This is a genomic window from uncultured Sphingosinicella sp. (assembly GCF_963974575.1).
GTDB lineage: Bacteria > Pseudomonadota > Alphaproteobacteria > Sphingomonadales > Sphingomonadaceae > Sphingosinicella.
In genome coordinates this window covers 325,316-342,779 of the sequence record NZ_CAXBBQ010000002.1, presented here as the reverse complement: position 1 = coordinate 342,779, position 17,464 = coordinate 325,316, and the positions used below count along the sequence as shown (strand labels likewise).

Below are 17,464 nucleotides of genomic sequence, written 5' to 3'. Positions count from 1 at the left end.
GATCAGATCGTTCGGCTGAACCGCACTTCGGCCAGCCGCCCGACATCGCACCTGCGGCTGGGATCGACCGTATCCGGGGCGGAGGCGGAAAGCGCGACGTCCACGAGGATCTCGCGGGCGCCGGGTTTCGTGTAGGTGGACGCGGCCAGCAGCCGCTCCTCGCGGCGGCTCGCGGCGCCGGAGATGCTCGAGATGCGGCCTTTCATCCAGCGGTCGGAGCCGATCAGGCGCACGTCGGCGGGGCCGCCGGGCACGATGGCTTCGGCCTTGCGTTCCGGCAGCGCGACCTGCACGAAACGGCGGCGGCAATCGACGAGGTCGAGGATCGGCTCGCCGGCGCGCACGGCAGCGCCGGAGCTTGCGGTTGCCGCCCAGATGAGCGTTCCGGCCGGCGCGCGATAGCTGGCGCGGCCGAGCGCGTCTTTCAGGCGCAGCTTCGCCTGCGTCAGCTGAGCGGTGGCGTCGTTCAGTGTCTTTTCGATGATTTGCCGCTGGAGCATCAGCCTGTCGGCCTGCTGCGTGGCATAAGGCGCGTCGTTGTAGCTATCGCCGATGAACACGCCGCCGCGTGCGGCCTTTTCCGTGACCTCGATCGAGCGCAGCTTCGCGGCGGCGCTGCTGCATTCGTTGTTCGTGCGCGTTGCCGCAGCTTCGGCCTTTTCCACGGCGGCGGGGGACATGAAGCCTTCGCGTGCGAGCTTCCGCACGCGTGCGAGCGTCGCCGCCTGCTGCGTGCGTTCCGCCTGGCATCCATTGAGATCGGCAAGCGCGGCGCCGCGATCTTCGCCGAGGCGGGCGCTCGTGGCCGCGTTGAATGCCGATGCACGTTTTTCGAGCCGCCGTTCTTCAGAGCGAAGCTCGGCGAGCTGGCGTTCGGCAAGATCAATCTGCGCCTGCGCGAGATCAGCTGCCGCCGCGAGGTCCGCGACGTCTCCGGTATCCTGCGACAGATCGAGCAGCCGGATCGAGGCGGCGTTCGCGAAATAGCGGCCATCGGCAGGCAAGTCCGCCACCGTGCCGTCGACCGGTGCCGACAGGCGAATGAGCGGCGCGTTGATCGCCGCCTGCGTCGAAATGTCGTTGAAGACATAGGGCGCGAAGCCGACTGCGCCGATAGCGATAAGCGACGCGGCAAGCACGAGGCGTGTGCTGCGCGCGCGGACGAAATTCTGAACGTTGATATTCATGTTTTTGCGGCCCTTGCGCCAATCAAGGTGTTGGCGCTCTGCCGCTGTGATAAACAAATCTGGCTAATTCCGAGTTAACCCCGGTATCCTGGAGACTGGGCGCTTACGCCGCCGCCTTGATCGTTTCCCGAAGCATCTCGACCATCGTGTCGATTTCCGTTTTCTCCGCGATGAGGGGCGGCGACAAGGCGATGATGTCGCCGGTCACGCGGATCAGGAGCCCGCGCTGGAAGCAATCCGTGAACACGTCGTAGGCGCGGCCACCGGGTGCACCTTCGCGCGATGCAAGCTCGATTCCCGCGACGAGGCCGATCGCCCGAATGTCGGTGATCGCCGGCAGGTTGCGCAGGCTGAAAACGGCTTCTTTCCAGTACGTTTCGAGCTCCGCCGCGCGCGTGAGGAGGCCTTCCCGCGCATAGATGTCGAGCGTCGCCATGCCCGCCGCGCAGGCGACCGGATGGCCCGAGTAGGTATAGCCGTGGAAAAGCTCGATGGCGGACTCCGGCCCCTGCATCAGCGCATCGTGAATGTCCCGCGCGCAGAAGACCGCGCCCATCGGCACGGCGCCATTGGTGATGGCCTTCGCGGTCGTCACGATGTCGGGCCGCACACCGAACCTCTCCGTTGCGAAGGGCGTGCCGAGACGCCCGAAACCCGTGATCACTTCGTCGAAAATCAGCAGGATGCCGTGCCGAGTCGCGATCTCGCGAAGCCGCTCCAGATAGCCCTTCGGCGGCAGCAAGACGCCGGTGGAGCCGGCCATCGGTTCGACGATCACCGCCGCGATCGTTTCCGCGCCGTGCAGGCCGACGAGCCGCTCGAGGTCGTCGGCGAGCTCGGCGCCATGTTCCGGCAAATCCTGCGAAAAGGCGTTGCGCGCGGGGTCGTGCGTGTGGCGCAGGTGATCGGTGCCGGGGAGGGTGGGGAACACGCGCCGGTTGTTGACGAGACCGCCCACCGAGATACCGCCGAAGCCGACACCGTGGTAGCCGCGTTCCCGACCGATGAAACGCGTGCGTGTGCCTTGCCCGATCGCGCGCTGGTAGGCGACGGCGATTTTCAGCGCCGTATCGACCGCTTCGGAACCGGAATTCGTGAAGAAGATGCGATCGAGCCCACCCGGCGCGATCTCGCCGAGACGCTCGGCGAAGCGGAACGCGATGGGGTGCCCCATCTGGAACGTCGGCGCATAATCGAGCGTGCGCAGCTGTTCGCCGACGGCCTCGGCGATTTCGCGTCGGCCGTGACCCGCATTGACGCACCAGAGGCCGGCAGTGCCGTCCAGAACACGCCTGCCATCGTCGCTGCGATAATACATGCCCTCCGCTTCCGCGAGGAGACGCGGCGCTGCCTTGAACTGCCGGTTCGCGGTGAACGGCATCCAGAAATTATCGAGGGCAGGGGTGTTGGTCGGCATGTGTTGTCCTTTCTCAAGCACTCGAACACTCGGGGCCCGTGAAAACAAGCCGTTTTCTTTATGCTTTGCCCGGCACGCGTTTCGGCGCATTGAAGGCAGGGTGTTGAGTGTGGTTCAACAACATGAACGCGGTGGAAGAGGGCGGAATGTCGGAAGATCTTGGCGTGGGGTGGCGGCTACGCCATGTGCGACAGGCGGCAGGCCTGTCGCAGCGGGTGCTTGCAAAACGTGCGGGGATCACGAACTCCACGATATCGCTTGTCGAGGCGGACCGCGCCAATCCCTCACTCGGTGCCCTGAAGCGCATTCTGGATGCAATCCCGGTCGGCCTTTCAGCGTTTTTCGCGCTGGAGCGGGAGCCGGACGACGCGATGTTTCATGCCGCGAGCGACCTTGTCGAAATCGGCAAAGGGCATGTCTCGTACCGTCAGGTGGGGCGATCGATGAGCGGGCGCAAGCTGCAGATGCTCGATGAATGCTACAAGCCGGGTTCGGACACGGGCCGCATCCCGCTGAGCCATGACGGCGAGGAAGCGGGAATTATCATCTCCGGCCAGATCGAAGTGACCGTCGGGAACGAGCGGCGCGTCCTCGGGCCGGGGGATGCCTACAGTTTTGACAGCCGGATACCGCATCGCTTTCGCTGCGTGAGTGACGTGCCTGCGCGCGTCGTCAGCGCCTGCACACCGCCGACATTCTAGGGTGTGTGGGATTCAGCCCCTGCCGAGCTGCAAACGGCGGCTTTCTGCGCTTCCGGCGCTCACGGACTGTAAGTACGCTGCGCGCCGCTCGGGATGGAGGATGAATGTACAACTGATAATCAGGGTGTGGTTATATGTGCCGAACCGATTGTCGTCACCGCTGAAACGGAAACCCCGCGGGTCTCCTCAGACGCCATTCAGCCCAGTGCTGGGAATGTTAGTGTCGGGAAACGAGAAACTTCGGGATGGTTGCCGCAAAAGGATGATTCAAAATACATTATATGCCAAGGTCGCGCGTTAGTTTATGCAGGCAACCCTCGGCATGTTGGCCGGACAGGTGGGATGCTACGGCCAATCCGACCAGGCGCAGCTGCGATCATTCCGCGCCAATGGACAGGTTCGCGGACGGCCGGCCCTCTTCTTCGTAGCCAGGGCGCTCTCATTGGAGGCGTTACAGGAGGCGGACAACGATTTTCTGGCTTAGATGATACGGCCGGAAATACTGATCTGGGTCCGGACCCTCAACAGGTTCTCATCGATAGGGCTGACGGCGGACTCTATATTGAGTTGGTTACAGGCCGGCATGAAGGAGCATCGTCGGTCACATTGGCTATCCCGAAGGATGGCGGACTTTCTTACCCGCAGGTACGACGCAGACTGGAACGCGCTGATGCTCAGATATTCCTATGTGATTTTGATGATGGTCTTGGCGTCGTCGTGCGGAGAGAGCGTGAAGTCGTCGTTTCCAGGGCTGAAAGAAGCGAAGTTCGCCACGAGCGCGGGCTTTGCACGCGACGGTTATACCGCCCACTTCCCGATCCTAAATGCATCTGGTCGGAAAATCATCGATATTTCCTGCTATTCCCTTGATGATGACCATCGAGAGGCGTTCGCTTGGAAAAACAAATCTGATCCTGTCGCTGATCTAAGTTGCTATGTTAAGGACATAGGCAGGGCTGATGAGTCGACGATGCTGGGTTTGGACGGAGAATCCTTGCAGTTCACCCCCGGATTTTTCTGGTTCTCTGACGTGGTGAAATGTGGCGATGGATCGTACAACATGACAGCCAAACTCAGGGGCGTGAGCATCTCCTTCATTTTCTCTCGCATAAGCAGGGATACTAAACGTAGCGACTTAGTGATCCAAGTTTCTCCCGACACTTCGGCTACCAATGAAAGACTGACTGACCAGTCATTCCGATCATATTGCTCCTAGTCGCAAAATGATGTGTGCAGCCAAGGCGTGCCAAACCCTCAGGCTGTATTGGTAAGCCCAAATCAAGCGCGACAGCAAATTCGTCAGGAGCGTCAGAACGACTTCAATAATGCCTTGAATGCTCCATTTCACCCAAATTGAGACCCCTATCTGTTTGCAATGGGCGCCGGATTGGGTCGGACAATTAACCGGTTGGCGTCGGGAGGGAGCTTTGACACAAATCCTGGGAATGTTGTCTATGGTGCAGCGTCGAATGAAGCTGGATTATCCGTATGGCTGGCGCAAGCTGCTGCACATGGGCTCGAAATTCTTGAACAAATCGGCTTGAAAGAACCTAACGATCCAAACTTCTTTGATACCCCTGAAGCACAGGTGCAAATCGCTCGAGGTGCATAATGTCCCGGTTGATTTCTGTAGTACTTTTTGTCCTGCTGACCGCATGCACCGCTGGTTCAGATGCTTCGACAACGATTCTAAGTCGACAAGCGGACGAGGTAGTGGAATTGCTCGATTATGAGGAGGGATTTGAAATCCAAGTGCGGAAAGGTGAGACTCGAATCACTCTTCTCCGTTCAGGAATTTGCCGTAATGTCTCGGTGCAAGCCACTGCACACGAGGTTGTTGTATTGTATGATGATATTGAGTTGACATACGCCAACACATTTGGGAGCGATGATTCTTCCAATTATAGTTTAATGCTATGTTATAGGGGATCTTCAATTTGCCAGACTGAAACTCGTTCAGTCCAAGTGGTAGGTTGTCCTTAGCCGCAAAGTATGCAATGCAGTGGGAACAAAAGCATATTCGCTTCAATTGCGGAAAAGGCGGACACTGTTGGCGATTACGCCGATGGTGTGGCGATCGGAGCTGCCGGCCTTGGATTGATTACTGCCCCCACTGGAGCAGGGGAGCTTTCTTCGGGACTACTGCACTTGTAGCTGGTGGCTTAGGCAGGTTGGCCTCTGGAGTGTCCGTCCTAGCGAATCTTGCTGATGGTAATTATGGAGGTGCCGGAGCAAATGCTCTGGGCATTGTAGGGGGACGGCTCGCAGGTAAAGCTGTCGGTGGCGTTGCTACCAAGGCATTCACTAGGAATCGGATGTTTAACGACTTGAGTGCGGGTCAGGAACGCCGCGTTAATTTCCTCAGCGATACCGGCCCCGGCCTATCCTCAGATAGTGATGTTCTTGCGCTCTAAGGCTTACCCGCCTTCTTGATGCTATGCTTGAAAGTGGCGAGGTCCAACCAGGTCCCAAAGGTTTAACTCACGTGTCCTTACCTGCTGATCGGGCCAGCTATCGAGGTTGTCAAAAAGGGTCGATTTTTTGTCACGTTCCAAGTTCCGACCGCCTCATTGCGACGGAGCGGTAAGAGCGATTGGCGCGCAATCGCTGGTCCGGGGTCTATTCATGATACACTCGACAGGAGGCGCGGAGGGCCGGGTCTCGGTCCCGTTCCAGCAACCTCGATCTATGTGCGGAGCGTGAGATACTATGACGCCGCAGGAAATTGCTAGAAACTGGCTTGCCAGCAACCGCAAAAAAATTGAGATGCGGGGGTTTGAAGTGTCGTTGAACGAATATTCCGGTGAGGTAGTCGCAGTAGTTGAGCTAATTTCCGAAAATCTGCTCGCTCAAATCCATATTTTTAACAATGGATGGGTTACTTGCTATGGGGGCACGATCCAAGGTGAGGTCGATATAACTCCAACCGTTGACGATCGGCTATCCACTGCCGAAAATCTGGACGCGATGCTTGAGCAAATCTTGTCTCATGCATAAACACAAACAGGCATGGCACGAAAAAAGATTGTCCATTCCATCGTGCTGTTCCCCGGTGACAAACGCGGCGAGGTTCATGCCACGCTCCACGGCGAGCTCATGGGCATTCTCGACTTCGTCGAGACCGATGGGCCGGGCGGAACGCGGTCTCGCCGTGTTACGGAGAAAGCGGTATCGGGTTCTCGAAATCCACCATTTGCGCCTCGGCCTAGACTGAATCCCCACACACCCTAAACAGCCCAAGCCATTGCCCGATGTGATTGTCCGGTCGGACAAGGGCGATCCAAAAGGCTAACGGTTTTCCTGTGGTCGATCGCGGTCGATGGCGCCGGTATCGATCAGCGGTGCTGCATCAATGGCGCTGGCACCGAGAACGTCGCCGAGACGCTCCAGGGCGGCGAGGATCATCGCCTGCTCCCATATGGGCAGTTTCATGAAACCCGCGTTGAAACGCGACTGAAGCATGTCTGGCGCAGCCGCCAGCGCCGACGTGCCGGCCTCCGTGATGCTTACAAGGACCTGACGCTTGTCCTGCTCGCCCCGCCGACGGGCCACCAGTCCACTCGCAGTCAGGCGATCGAGAATGTTGGTGACGGTCGCATGGCCGAATTGAAGCGTCGATGCGATCGTGCCCGGTGTCACGTCCTCGCGACGCGCAATTTCCTGAAGAACGAGCATCTGGGAGGGGGTGAGCCCGGTTTCGGCGGCGAGCCGGCGTCCGCCAAGTTCACTCGCTCGCAGGATGCGTCGCAAAGCACGCAGGGTTTGGTTGGGTACACTGGCGCTCATAACGCTTGGCTAGCGCGACCATGCCGTATGGGCCAGCGCTATTATATTTCGGAACGTTAAATATAATTTTCATGCCTTTTTCATAGGATGGAAACCACATCCCCTCCTGAAAGGTTGATAATTCGAAGGTTTGTGCCTATATTTCCGCTCGAACCGGGTGAGAACATGATCACGTCGGATTAAAAGTATTTCGGGAGAATAAACAATTCAACCTCAAGAAAGCAGCGCGTTAACCGCGCCACGGCTGTCGACGACCGTTGCAAACGACCCCCGGCCGGACAAAGACATCAGCTTCCGGCCACCCGTTCCGGCGGATGCCGCACGGATTTCGGCTCTGATCGCCGACTGCCCACCGCTCGATACGAACTCCGTCTATTGCAACCTGCTCCAGTGTTCGGATTTTGCGGACACGTGCATCGTTGCGGAGCGGAGCGGCACGATCGTGGGCTGGATATCCGGCTACCGGCCGCCAGCTAAGCAGGACAAGTTCTTTGTATGGCAGGTCGCCGTCAGCGACTCGGCGCGAGGGGAAGGGCTCGGCGGCCAAATGCTCGATGCCTTGCTCGAGCGCCCCGCGCTTCAGGGTGTCCTTTCACTGACGACCACAATCACCGAGGACAACGCGGCGTCATGGGCGCTTTTCGAAAGTTTTGCAGGTCGCCATGGCGCGACGCTCCGGCGGACCCCGCGTTTCGAACGGGACCGCCATTTCGGCGGCGCGCATGAGACCGAATGGGAAGCCCGCATCGGCCCGTTGCCAACGGCCTATCGAAAGCTTTCCAAAACAAGGGAATTGATATGAAAATGACGACGAAGCCACAGCCAAGCAAATCGGACCCGGTTCCCGAAATTTATGCGCGGCGAGAATCGGTCGTGCGTAGCTACGCGCGCGCCATGCCGCGCCAATTCACGCGCGCGGAAGGTGTTTGGATGCACGACAGCGCCGGTGGCCGCTACCTCGATTTCCTTTCCGGGTGTTCCACGCTGAATTACGGACACAATCATCCCGTGCTTAAGCAGGCGCTGCTCGACTATATCGCGGCTGACGGCATAACCCACGGGCTTGATTTGCACACCGATGCGAAGGCCGATTTCCTGGAGGCGCTGGAGTCGCTCATCCTGCGCCCGCGCGGGCTCGAATATCGGGCGATGTTCACCGGTCCCACCGGTACGAACGCCGTCGAAGCCGCGATAAAGCTCGCACGCAAGGTCACGGGGCGGGAACTCATCATTGCGTTCAGCAACGGTTTCCACGGCATGACGCTGGGCGCGCTGGCCTGCACGGGCAACGCACAGAAGCGCGGCGGCGCGGGCGTGCCGCTTAGCCACGTCTCTCATGAACCTTATGATGGCTACCACGGCCCGGATGTCGACACGGCAGCGCTTCTGGAACAACGGCTTTCCGATCCATCGAGCGGCCTTGATGCGCCCGCGGCATTCATTGTCGAAACCGTGCAGGGAGAAGGCGGGCTGAATGCAGCGTCCCCCGAATGGCTTCGCCGCATTGCAGAGATCGCGAAGCAGCACGGTGCACTTCTCATCATTGATGATATCCAGGCGGGTTGCGGGCGTACGGGCGGATTCTTCAGTTTCGAGGAGAGCGGCGTAAAGCCTGACATCGTAACGCTCGCCAAGTCGCTCTCAGGCATGGGCCTGCCTTTCGCGCTCACGCTGTTTCGGCCCGAGCTCGATATCTGGTCGCCCGGCGAGCACAACGGAACATTCCGCGGCAACAATCACGCGTTCGTGACCGCTGCGGCGACGCTACGCCACTTCTGGGCCGATCCGGAATTCGTGCAGGACGTGCGGCAGCGAAGCGATCTGCTCGAACGCAGGCTGTCGCGCATTGCCGCCCGTCACGGGCTTTCAACGCGCGGTCGCGGAATGATGCGCGGCATTGATATGGGGTCGGGCGAGACTGCTTCGGCTGTGACCACGGCGTGCTTTGATCGCGGGCTTATCATCGAAACCAGCGGTCCGCATGACGAGATCGTGAAGGTCCTCGCCCCGCTCACCATCGATGCCGACGTGTTTGAGGCGGGGCTCGATATTCTCGAGACCACGGTCGGCGACGTGCTTTCACGAAGCTATGGCGTCGCGGCAGAATAATCAGAACAAGGAGAAAAATTGATGATTGTCCGCAGGCTGAAAGATGTCCGCGCAAGTGACCGTAATGTCCGTTCCAAGGGATGGGAGAGCGCACGGTTGCTGCTCAAGAACGATGGAATGGGCTTTTCATTCCACGTTACTCGCATGTACGCGGGCGAAGAATTGAAGATGCACTATCAGAACCATCTCGAAGCTGTTCTGATTCTGAAGGGCACCGGAACGATTGAGGACCTCGGGTCCGGCGAGACGCACGATCTTGCGCCTGGTGTGATGTACGCGCTGAACGCGAACGATCAGCATATCGTGCGGCCCGCGACCGATATCCTGACCGTGTGTGTATTCAACCCACCCGTCTCCGGCCGCGAAATTCACGATGAAAACGGCGCCTATCCTGCAAGCCTGGATGAGGCGCCCAAAGCCGCGGCTGCATCCTGAATGACGGCGGAAGGAGAAACCATGAGCGACCTTTACCCCTCCCGCCGGTCCGAGGAGGCCGGCATGTTTCCGCGCCGCGACCCCGTCGTCCACAGCACATGGACACCCGAAGCGCCGGTGAGCCGTGAACAGGCGGAGCAGTTCGACAAGCAAGGGTATCTGGTGCTGGAGGACGTTTTCAGTGCGCGGGAGATGGCTACGCTGCAGGCGGAGACGGTGCGCCTGCTCGGCGACCCGAGCGGCCTGCAGCGCGATACCATGATTACCGAACCCGGCGGTGCGGAAATTCGCTCCATCTTCGCCATCCATGCGCAAAGCCAGTTGATCGGACGGCTCGCGTCTGATGAGCGGCTTGCGGGCGTCGCGCGCTTTCTGCTCGGCGATGACGTTTATATTCACCAGTCACGGCTGAACTATAAGCCCGGCTTCCAGGGCAAGGAGTTCTATTGGCACTCTGATTTTGAAACCTGGCATGTCGAGGACGGGATGCCCCGGATGCGTGCTTTGTCGATGTCGATCCTGCTTGCGGAGAACACACCGCATAACGGCCCATTGATGTTGATGCCCGGATCCCATCACACATTCGTGTCCTGCGTCGGGGAAACGCCGGACGATCATTACAAGATGTCGCTGAAGAAACAGGAATACGGCGTACCGGACGAGGATAGCCTTGCGCGCCTTGCGCAGATGCATGGCATCGTGTCTCCGGTCGGAAATCCGGGGACCGTCATCATCTTCGACTGCAACACGATGCATGGTTCAAACGGCAATATCACGCCGTTCCCGCGCGCGAATGCGTTCATCGTCTACAACGCGGTGTCGAACCGCCTGCAGGCACCGTTCGGTGCAAAGACGCCGCGGCCCGATTTCATCGCGTCGCGGGACGTCGATCCGCTGTTTCCCGTGACTGACGATCTGGCGGCCTACGCGGCATGATGAGCACACATAGCGTCGAAAAGATCGGCGGGACCTCGATGGCGGCCACGGCCACGCTGTTCGATAACGTTTTGATCGCGGGACGGACTGGTTCGGAACTCTACAACCGCATTTTCGTCGTTTCCGCTTATGCTGGCATGACGGACTTGCTGCTGGAGCACAAGAAGAGCGGCGCGCCGGGCGTTTACGCGCGTTTTGCGGTGGGTAACGGCGATGACGGCTGGCGCGGTGCGCTCGAAGACGTACGCATGGCGATGCAGGAACGAAACGCGGAGATGTTCGCGCGCGCTTCGAGCCGCAGCGAAGCAGACATTTTCGTGGACCGCCGCATTGATGCGCTGAGGGCCTGTCTCGACGATCTTCACCGACTGCGCAGCCACAGGCGCTTTTGCCTGAAGGAGCAGCTCGTCACGGTACGGGAAATGCTCGCCGGGTTCGGCGAAGCGCACAGTGCACACAGCACGGCGCTTTTGCTGCGGGACCGGGGCATCAACGCCGTTTTCGTCGATCTGACACAATGCGACCAGAACGATATTGACACGCTGGACGCGCGAATTCTGAAGGCGCTGGAACCGATCGATCTGCGCACGCAGATGCCCATAGTCACCGGCTATGCGGGCTGCGAAGGCGGCATGGTCCGGCGTTATGCACGCGGCTATTCGGAAATGACTTTTTCGCGGATCGCTGTTCTCAGCAAGGCGCGCGAGGCGATCATCCACAAAGAATTTCACCTCTCCAGCGCGGATCCGAAACTTGTCGGTATCGAATGCGTGCAAAAGATCGGCCGAACAAACTACGACGTGGCCGACCAGCTCGCCAATCTGGGAATGGAAGCGATTCACCCGCGTGCCGGCAGAGGCTTGAGGCAGGCGCAAATTCCGCTGCGTGTGCGCAATACGTTTGACAGGCAGGATGAAGGCACGCTGATCTGCGGCGACTACGTATCGTCAACTCCGCGCGTCGAGATCGTCACCGGCATCCAAACCGTCCACGCCCTCCAGTTCTTCGAACAGGACATGGTCGGAGAGAAGGGCTATGATGCCACGATCCTCGATGTGCTGACACGCCATCGCGTCTGGATCGTCAGCAAATCATCCAACGCAAATACCATCACGCATTATCTTTCCGCTTCGTCCGAAGCGGTCGCGCGGGTCATTGCGGACCTTGAGGAGCGTTATCCTGGTGCGGCGATTTCGTCGCAGACCGCAGCGATGGTTTCCGTGATCGGAAGCGATATTTCCGAGCCCGGCCTCGTGCCCCGCGCGTTGAATGCGCTCGCGGAAGCAGGGATCGTCATGATCGCGATGCAGCACCAGATTCGTAATGTCGACGTGCAGTTCATCGTTGATTGCGATGATTATGCGCGGGCGATTACCGCGCTGCACGCGGCGCTTGTTGAACGCCGCAGCGGAGCCCATCAGGCGGCGGCCTGACGTCGGAGGTCAGGGCCTTGCTCCCATCACTCCTGCCGGTTCGCAGCCTGCTCGCGGCGATCTTCATGCTGATGGCGGGCGGCGGCGTGCTGTCGACGCTGACCAGTGTGAGGCTGGAGGAAAGCGGTGCTGGAACCCTGCGGATCGGCCTGGTGGCAACCGCCTATTTCGCGGGCTTAACCGTTGGGTCCCTGCACGTGCACAGAATCATCGCGGGTGTGGGGCATATCCGTGCGTTCACGGCGTTCGTGTCGTTATTCTCGGCAAGCACGCTTGCGTATGCACTGCATCTCGATCCGCTGATGTGGAGCGCACTGCGCTTCATAGACGGGCTGTGCATCGCAGGTGTGTTCATCTGCCTTGAAAGTTGGCTCAACGAGCGGGCCGCGCCCGAAACGCGCGGGCTGGTTCTCGCGGGGTACATGATCGCGCTTTATTCGGGCCAGGCGGCCGGACAATTCCTGCTAGGCATCGGCATGGCCGGATCAGGTTTCCCCTTCATCGTCGCTTCGATCCTCATATCGCTTTCTGCAATTCCCGTGGCGCTTACACGGATCACGGCGCCTGTTGTTGGCGTCGAAGAGCCACTCGCACTCCGTCGGCTCTACGATATCTCGCCGCTCGGCATCGTCGGCACGACGGTTACGGGGATCATGATGGGGGCATTCTACGGCCTTGGGGCTATTTACGCACGCAGGCTCGGCATGGATCTTGCCGCGACGGCGACCTTCATGAGCGCCGTCATTCTTGGAGGTGTGGCGCTGCAATGGCCGCTTGGGAAGCTATCGGACAGGTTCGACCGCCGCATCGTTATCGTCTTCACGTTCGGGGCGGCTGCGCTGACGAGTATGCTGCTTGCTTTCCTGGCCGCACCGGACGCCAAACTGCTGGCTGCCGGGGCGTTGTTCGGCGGTCTTGTCTTCGCGCTCTACCCCTTGTGCGTCGCGCATACCAACGACCACCTGAGGCCCGATGAGCGCGTCGCGGCGAGCGGCGGGCTGGTGCTATTTTACTCGGCCGGTGCCGCGGCGGGACCGATCGTGGGCGGCGGCGCGATGACGTTTGCGAACAATGGCCTGTTCCTGCTTCTGGCAACGTGCGCGGCCGGGGTTCTGGCATTCGGAATATGGCGCCTGCGGACGTCACCGCCGGTGCCGGATGCAGATCAGCAGGCCTATCAGACGTTACCACGCACCACGCCAATGGCGGCGACGCTGGATCCGCGCGGTTCCGAACAATGAAGGATGCCTCATGACCACTTCCCGAGCGGATAATGCCTTCGGCTCCGCTGTTCCGCCCGGCGGAACGGAAAATGTCCCGCCCAGCGTTCTGCGCCGCGCGATCACCGCGTCCGCCGTGGGCAACGCGACGGAGTGGTTCGACTATGGCATTTATGCGTACGGCGTGACCTATATCTCCGCGGCACTCTTTCCCGGCAGCATCGAGGAGGCCACGCTGTTCGCGCTTGCCGCCTTCGCGATCTCCTTTCTCGTCAGGCCTCTCGGAGGACTCTTCTGGGGGCCGCTTGGCGACAGGCTGGGGCGCAAGACGGTCCTTGCTTTCACGATTTTGATGATGTCCGGCGCGACCTTCGCTGTTGGACTCATTCCGTCCTATGACAGTATCGGCATATGGGCGCCCGTTCTCCTGATGCTGCTGCGTATGGTGCAAGGGTTTTCCACCGGCGGTGAATACGGCGGCGCCGCAACGTTCATGGCCGAATATGCGCCTGACGACAAACGGGGGTTCTGCGGAAGTTTCCTTGAAGTCGGTACGCTCGCCGGGTTCTCTTTCGGCGCCTTGCTTATGCTCGGCTTTTCGCTCTGGCTCGGTGATGCTGTGATGCATGATTGGGGTTGGCGCGTACCGTTCTTCGTTGCCGGTCCGATGGGTCTCGTCGGCATGTATCTGCGCGCGCGCATGGAAGACACGCCGATCTTTCGAGAAATCGAATGTGAAGGAAAGCAGGAGAAAGGCACCGCCGTTGAACTGCGCCACCTGCTGCGTGACTACTGGCGACCGCTCGTCGTGATGGGTGGACTCGTCATCGCGCTGAATGTCGTCAACTACACGCTGCTGAGCTATATGCCGACCTATCTTCAGCGCCGGCTCGGGCTGTCGCCGGACGATGCGCTGATCGTGCCGATTATCGGCATGTTGTTCATGATGTTTCTGCTGCCGTTCGCGGGCGCGCTTTCGGATAGGGTGGGTCGCAAGCCACTGTGGTGGGTTTCGCTCGTCGGCCTCTTCGTTGCGGCCGTGCCGCTTTACCATTTGATGGGTACCGGCCTCACCGGTGCGATCATCGGATTTCTGTTGCTTGGGATTCTTTACGCGCCGCAGCTCTCCACAATCTCCGCTACCTTTCCCGCGATGTTCCCTACCCAGGTTCGCTTCGCCGGCTTCGCGATCTCCTATAACATATCCACCTCGCTGTTCGGCGGCACGGCGCCGGCGTTCAACAGCTGGCTGATCCAGATAACCGGAAATACGCTGATGCCGGCCTATACGATGATGGCATCATGCGTCGTCGGGATGATCGCTCTGCACTTTCTTGCAGAAACAGCGGGCATGTCGTTGAGAGGAACGATCAAACCCGCCGAGCGACACCCATGAGTGTCGAGGCGGAGACGGCAGAGACTGCCGAGGGATAGCGGGGCTCATAGCGCAGAGAGCCAGAAGGTGACGGTGTTCGTTTTCGCTTCGTGACTCCCAAAAATCCCGAAAAGGGGACCGGATGGCCGCCGTTGTCGCCAGAAATTGGCGATGTTTATTCATGAGTAGTGCCTTTCCCCCTGAATTTATTGGGATGGCGGGCTTTTTGATTCGTGGCGCCAATGTGCGCAGAATTCACGCCTTGGCGTGCCGACTGTCTCCTGCATGAAAAGCAAGATTTTTTAGGTCTTTGCGTGTCGAAAGAGGTGCGCGCGGGTTGGTCTCTGTTGGCCGAAGAACCTTTTGTGGAGCAGTTGGCCAAGTCCACGCCTGTGTTCTTCCTTGTGAATTGGGGTGAACTTGGGCGTGCGAGAGGATTATTTGCCTCGCGCGGCTAAGCTAGACGGCGCGACGTGTCGCACACACATTTCCAAGGGGGTTCATTCTAACCCGCGGAAAAGCTTCTTGATTTCCGCTAGGCGCTGGAAACAGCCTACCATCCGGTATAGCTCAGCCGTGCTTTCGGGGCACGGCGCGTTGCGCGTTGACATGTTGTCATACCCAGCAGTATATTAAATGCACGCAACTGCCCTTCGTGGCCGCGCTGCAAGAGGAAATGAGATTGGAAAAAATTACCGACAGGCCTGCCGCGGGCGCGGGCGTCGACTATGCCAGGCTTCGCGCGGGCGTCGATCACGGTAATATTCCCTCTCTGCTGATGTGCCTCTTCCAGATGGCCGGTGACGCCAAATGGCTGGAGGAACCGTTCGCGCCGAAGCGTGGCAAAGGGCTTGACGACAATGATTCGGCGGGGCTTCCGGATGATCTTCAGCAGCTGATTCGGGATGCTGCCTACGACGCGATCGTGGCTTGGCTGAACGGACAGGATCTTGCGCTGCCGCGCCCCTCCAACGCTCAGCTTGCGCACATGCTGAGCGTTGCCATGGTCGAAGACGTGCCGGATGAATACGGGGATGTCATCGCTGCGACGATGAGGCTGGAAGGAGAGGTGTCAGTGCCTCGGCCTGAGCGGCCGTTGAGCGCAATCGTGATCGGCGCGGGCGTTTCTGGAATATGCGCGGCGATCAAGCTCGCCGAGATGGGCGTAGAGTGTAGAATCTTTGAAAAAAACACGCAGTTCGGCGGGACGTGGTGGGAAAACCGCTATCCCGGCTGCGGCGTCGATACGCCGAACCTCACTTATACCTTCTCGTTTCGCGGCGCCGACTGGTCCAAGTATTTCCCGCTGCGCGACGAGATTTCCTCCTATCTCGTCGAAACCGCCGCTGAGTACGGCCTGAATGATCGTGTCAGCTTCGAGACGACGGTTCAGAAGGCTGAGTGGGTGGAGAGCGAGAGCCGCTGGAAAGTCACCATCGCCGACAAGAATGGGCGGATCGCGCATCACTACGCAGACCTCATCTTCAGTGCGGTCGGTATATTGAACATACCGCTGGTTCCGAAGATTCCAGGGATCGAGGACTTCGCGGGCCGCGTTGTGCACACCTCCGATTGGCCCGAGGATCTGGATGTGTCGGGCAAGCGCGTGGCGGTCGTCGGAAACGGGGCTTCGGCCATGCAGGTTGTGCCTGCCATTGCCGAAAGCGTCTCAGAACTCACGATTTTCGCGCGTTCGAAGCAATGGGCCGCCCCATTCCCACAGTTCAGAAAGGCGGTGCCGGACGGTGTGCGCTATCTGCTCCAGACCGTGCCGCTTTACAGGGCCTGGTACGAGCAGCGCCTGTCGTGGACGTTCAACGACAGAGTGCACGGTACCCTGTTTAGGGATCCCGATTGGGACTATCCCGAGCGTGCCGTGAATGCGATCAACGACGGTCACCGCGAGTATTTCACGCGGTACGTGATGGACGAACTCGGCGATCGCCAGGACCTTCTGCCGCAAGTCCTTCCAGATTACCCGCCGTTCGCAAAACGTATGCTGCTGGACAATGGATGGTATCGTACGCTTCGACGGGAAAATGTGCGGCTGATCCCGGATCGCCTAGCCGAGATTCGGGGGGAGCAGCTCATCGCCGGGAACGGTGACAGCGTTTCAGCAGATGTTCTGATCCTGGCCACGGGCTTTCAGGCGGCGAATGTTCTTGGCTCTTACGATGTTGTCGGGCGCGGTGGGCGGGTGCTGCGCGACTTCTGGGACGGAGACAACGCCGCCGCGTATTTGGGCACCGTGGTTCCCGGATTTCCGAACTTCTTTATCCTGCTTGGGCCCAATGTGGGTTCAGGTCATGGCGGGAGCATGATTCGCTCGATCGAGAACCAAGCCCACTATGCGCTGAGGATTGTCGAGGAGATGGTACGGCAGGGCGCATCCGCGGTGGAAGTTCGCGAGCAGGTTTATGCCGACTACGCGAACAAAGTGGATGCCGCGCATGAAAAGCTCGTGTGGACCCACCCTGGCACGGAGAATTGGTATCGCAATGCGCGCGGTCGCATTGTTGCCATTACGCCATGGCGGAACGATGCGTTCTGGCGCATGACGCGGAAGGCCCACCCAGCCGAATTCATTTTCACGGGCGAGCGCGCAATTGCCCAGGAAGGCGAGGCGGCAGCGGCGAACGGCTAGCGCGGCCAGCCTCGCAGTGCGCTCACGCTCACGAGTGTTTATACCAATCAGTATGGAAAATTGAATCGCGCGCTGGGCTTTTTGCGGCCGCTTACCTCAACATTTTGAATTTGCGTGGTTTTATAACATCGGAGTTCAATGGATTCGAGCTATTGAACGCGCTTGCAAAATCTACTCACAAGTATATTCTTTGTGCATAAGCTATAAACGATCGGGGAGGT

At 59.6% G+C, this 17,464-nt stretch carries 14 protein-coding genes; 11 read left to right on the top strand and 3 right to left on the bottom strand.

Annotated features, from left to right (window positions below):
* Positions 1–2 precede the first annotated feature (2 nt).
* Entirely contained in the window at positions 3–1,187 is a 1,185-nt protein-coding gene (locus AAC014_RS04730) for an HlyD family efflux transporter periplasmic adaptor subunit (RefSeq protein WP_339704747.1), read from the bottom strand.
* A gap of 103 nt (positions 1,188–1,290) precedes the next feature.
* Positions 1,291–2,604 carry an aspartate aminotransferase family protein gene (locus AAC014_RS04725; RefSeq protein WP_339704744.1) on the bottom strand — a complete coding sequence of 438 codons (1,314 nt, stop codon included), beginning with the start codon at positions 2,602–2,604 and terminating at the stop codon, positions 1,291–1,293.
* 146 nt (positions 2,605–2,750) lie between these two features.
* On the opposite strand from AAC014_RS04725, the gene AAC014_RS04720 reads away from it, so the two are divergent.
* The 3 genes from AAC014_RS04720 to AAC014_RS04710 all read left to right on the top strand — a co-directional run bounded on the left by AAC014_RS04720 (position 2,751) and on the right by AAC014_RS04710 (position 6,302).
* Positions 2,751–3,305, top strand: a complete 555-nt coding sequence (locus AAC014_RS04720; RefSeq protein WP_339704741.1) for a cupin domain-containing protein — start codon at positions 2,751–2,753, stop codon at positions 3,303–3,305.
* A 670-nt stretch (positions 3,306–3,975) separates the two neighbouring features.
* Positions 3,976–4,521 carry a hypothetical protein gene (locus AAC014_RS04715; RefSeq protein ID WP_339704738.1) on the top strand — a complete coding sequence of 182 codons (546 nt, stop codon included), beginning with the start codon at positions 3,976–3,978 and terminating at the stop codon, positions 4,519–4,521.
* Between the two features lie 1,493 nt (positions 4,522–6,014).
* Positions 6,015–6,302 (top strand): hypothetical protein, encoded by a 288-nt coding sequence (locus AAC014_RS04710; protein WP_339704735.1) that lies wholly within the window; start codon positions 6,015–6,017, stop codon positions 6,300–6,302.
* A 291-nt stretch (positions 6,303–6,593) separates the two neighbouring features.
* Here the strand turns inward: AAC014_RS04710 and AAC014_RS04705 are convergent, their stop codons facing one another.
* Positions 6,594–7,091 carry a MarR family transcriptional regulator gene (locus AAC014_RS04705; protein WP_339704732.1) on the bottom strand — a complete coding sequence of 166 codons (498 nt, stop codon included), beginning with the start codon at positions 7,089–7,091 and terminating at the stop codon, positions 6,594–6,596.
* 205 nt (positions 7,092–7,296) lie between these two features.
* Between AAC014_RS04705 and ectA the strand changes: the two genes are divergently transcribed.
* The 8 genes from ectA to AAC014_RS04665 all read left to right on the top strand — a co-directional run bounded on the left by ectA (position 7,297) and on the right by AAC014_RS04665 (position 17,243).
* Positions 7,297–7,893, top strand: coding sequence for a diaminobutyrate acetyltransferase (gene ectA, locus AAC014_RS04700; RefSeq protein WP_339705348.1), 597 nt, complete (start codon positions 7,297–7,299; stop codon positions 7,891–7,893).
* A complete protein-coding gene (ectB, locus tag AAC014_RS04695) occupies positions 7,890–9,200 on the top strand; it encodes a diaminobutyrate--2-oxoglutarate transaminase (RefSeq protein ID WP_339704729.1) in 1,311 nt (436 codons plus the stop codon). The genes ectA and ectB overlap by 4 nt, the downstream gene beginning before the upstream one ends.
* 21 nt (positions 9,201–9,221) lie before the next feature.
* Positions 9,222–9,635, top strand: a complete 414-nt coding sequence (locus AAC014_RS04690) for an ectoine synthase (protein WP_339704726.1) — start codon at positions 9,222–9,224, stop codon at positions 9,633–9,635.
* A gap of 21 nt (positions 9,636–9,656) precedes the next feature.
* Positions 9,657–10,571, top strand: a complete 915-nt coding sequence (thpD, locus tag AAC014_RS04685; protein WP_339704723.1) for an ectoine hydroxylase — start codon at positions 9,657–9,659, stop codon at positions 10,569–10,571.
* On the top strand, positions 10,568–12,004 hold the full coding sequence (locus AAC014_RS04680) for an aspartate kinase (protein ID WP_339704720.1): 1,437 nt from the start codon (positions 10,568–10,570) through the stop codon (positions 12,002–12,004). The genes thpD and AAC014_RS04680 overlap by 4 nt, the downstream gene beginning before the upstream one ends.
* Before the next feature lie 17 nt (positions 12,005–12,021).
* A complete protein-coding gene (locus AAC014_RS04675; RefSeq protein WP_339704717.1) occupies positions 12,022–13,245 on the top strand; it encodes an MFS transporter in 1,224 nt (407 codons plus the stop codon).
* The gene (locus tag AAC014_RS04670; protein WP_339704715.1) at positions 13,163–14,620 is read left to right on the top strand and encodes an MFS transporter; all 1,458 of its coding nucleotides are present in this window, start codon (positions 13,163–13,165) and stop codon (positions 14,618–14,620) included. The genes AAC014_RS04675 and AAC014_RS04670 overlap by 83 nt, the downstream gene beginning before the upstream one ends.
* 634 nt (positions 14,621–15,254) lie before the next feature.
* Complete coding sequence (locus AAC014_RS04665; protein ID WP_339704712.1) at positions 15,255–17,243, top strand: NAD(P)/FAD-dependent oxidoreductase; 1,989 nt, start codon at positions 15,255–15,257, stop codon at positions 17,241–17,243.
* The last annotated feature ends 221 nt before the right edge of the window (positions 17,244–17,464 follow it).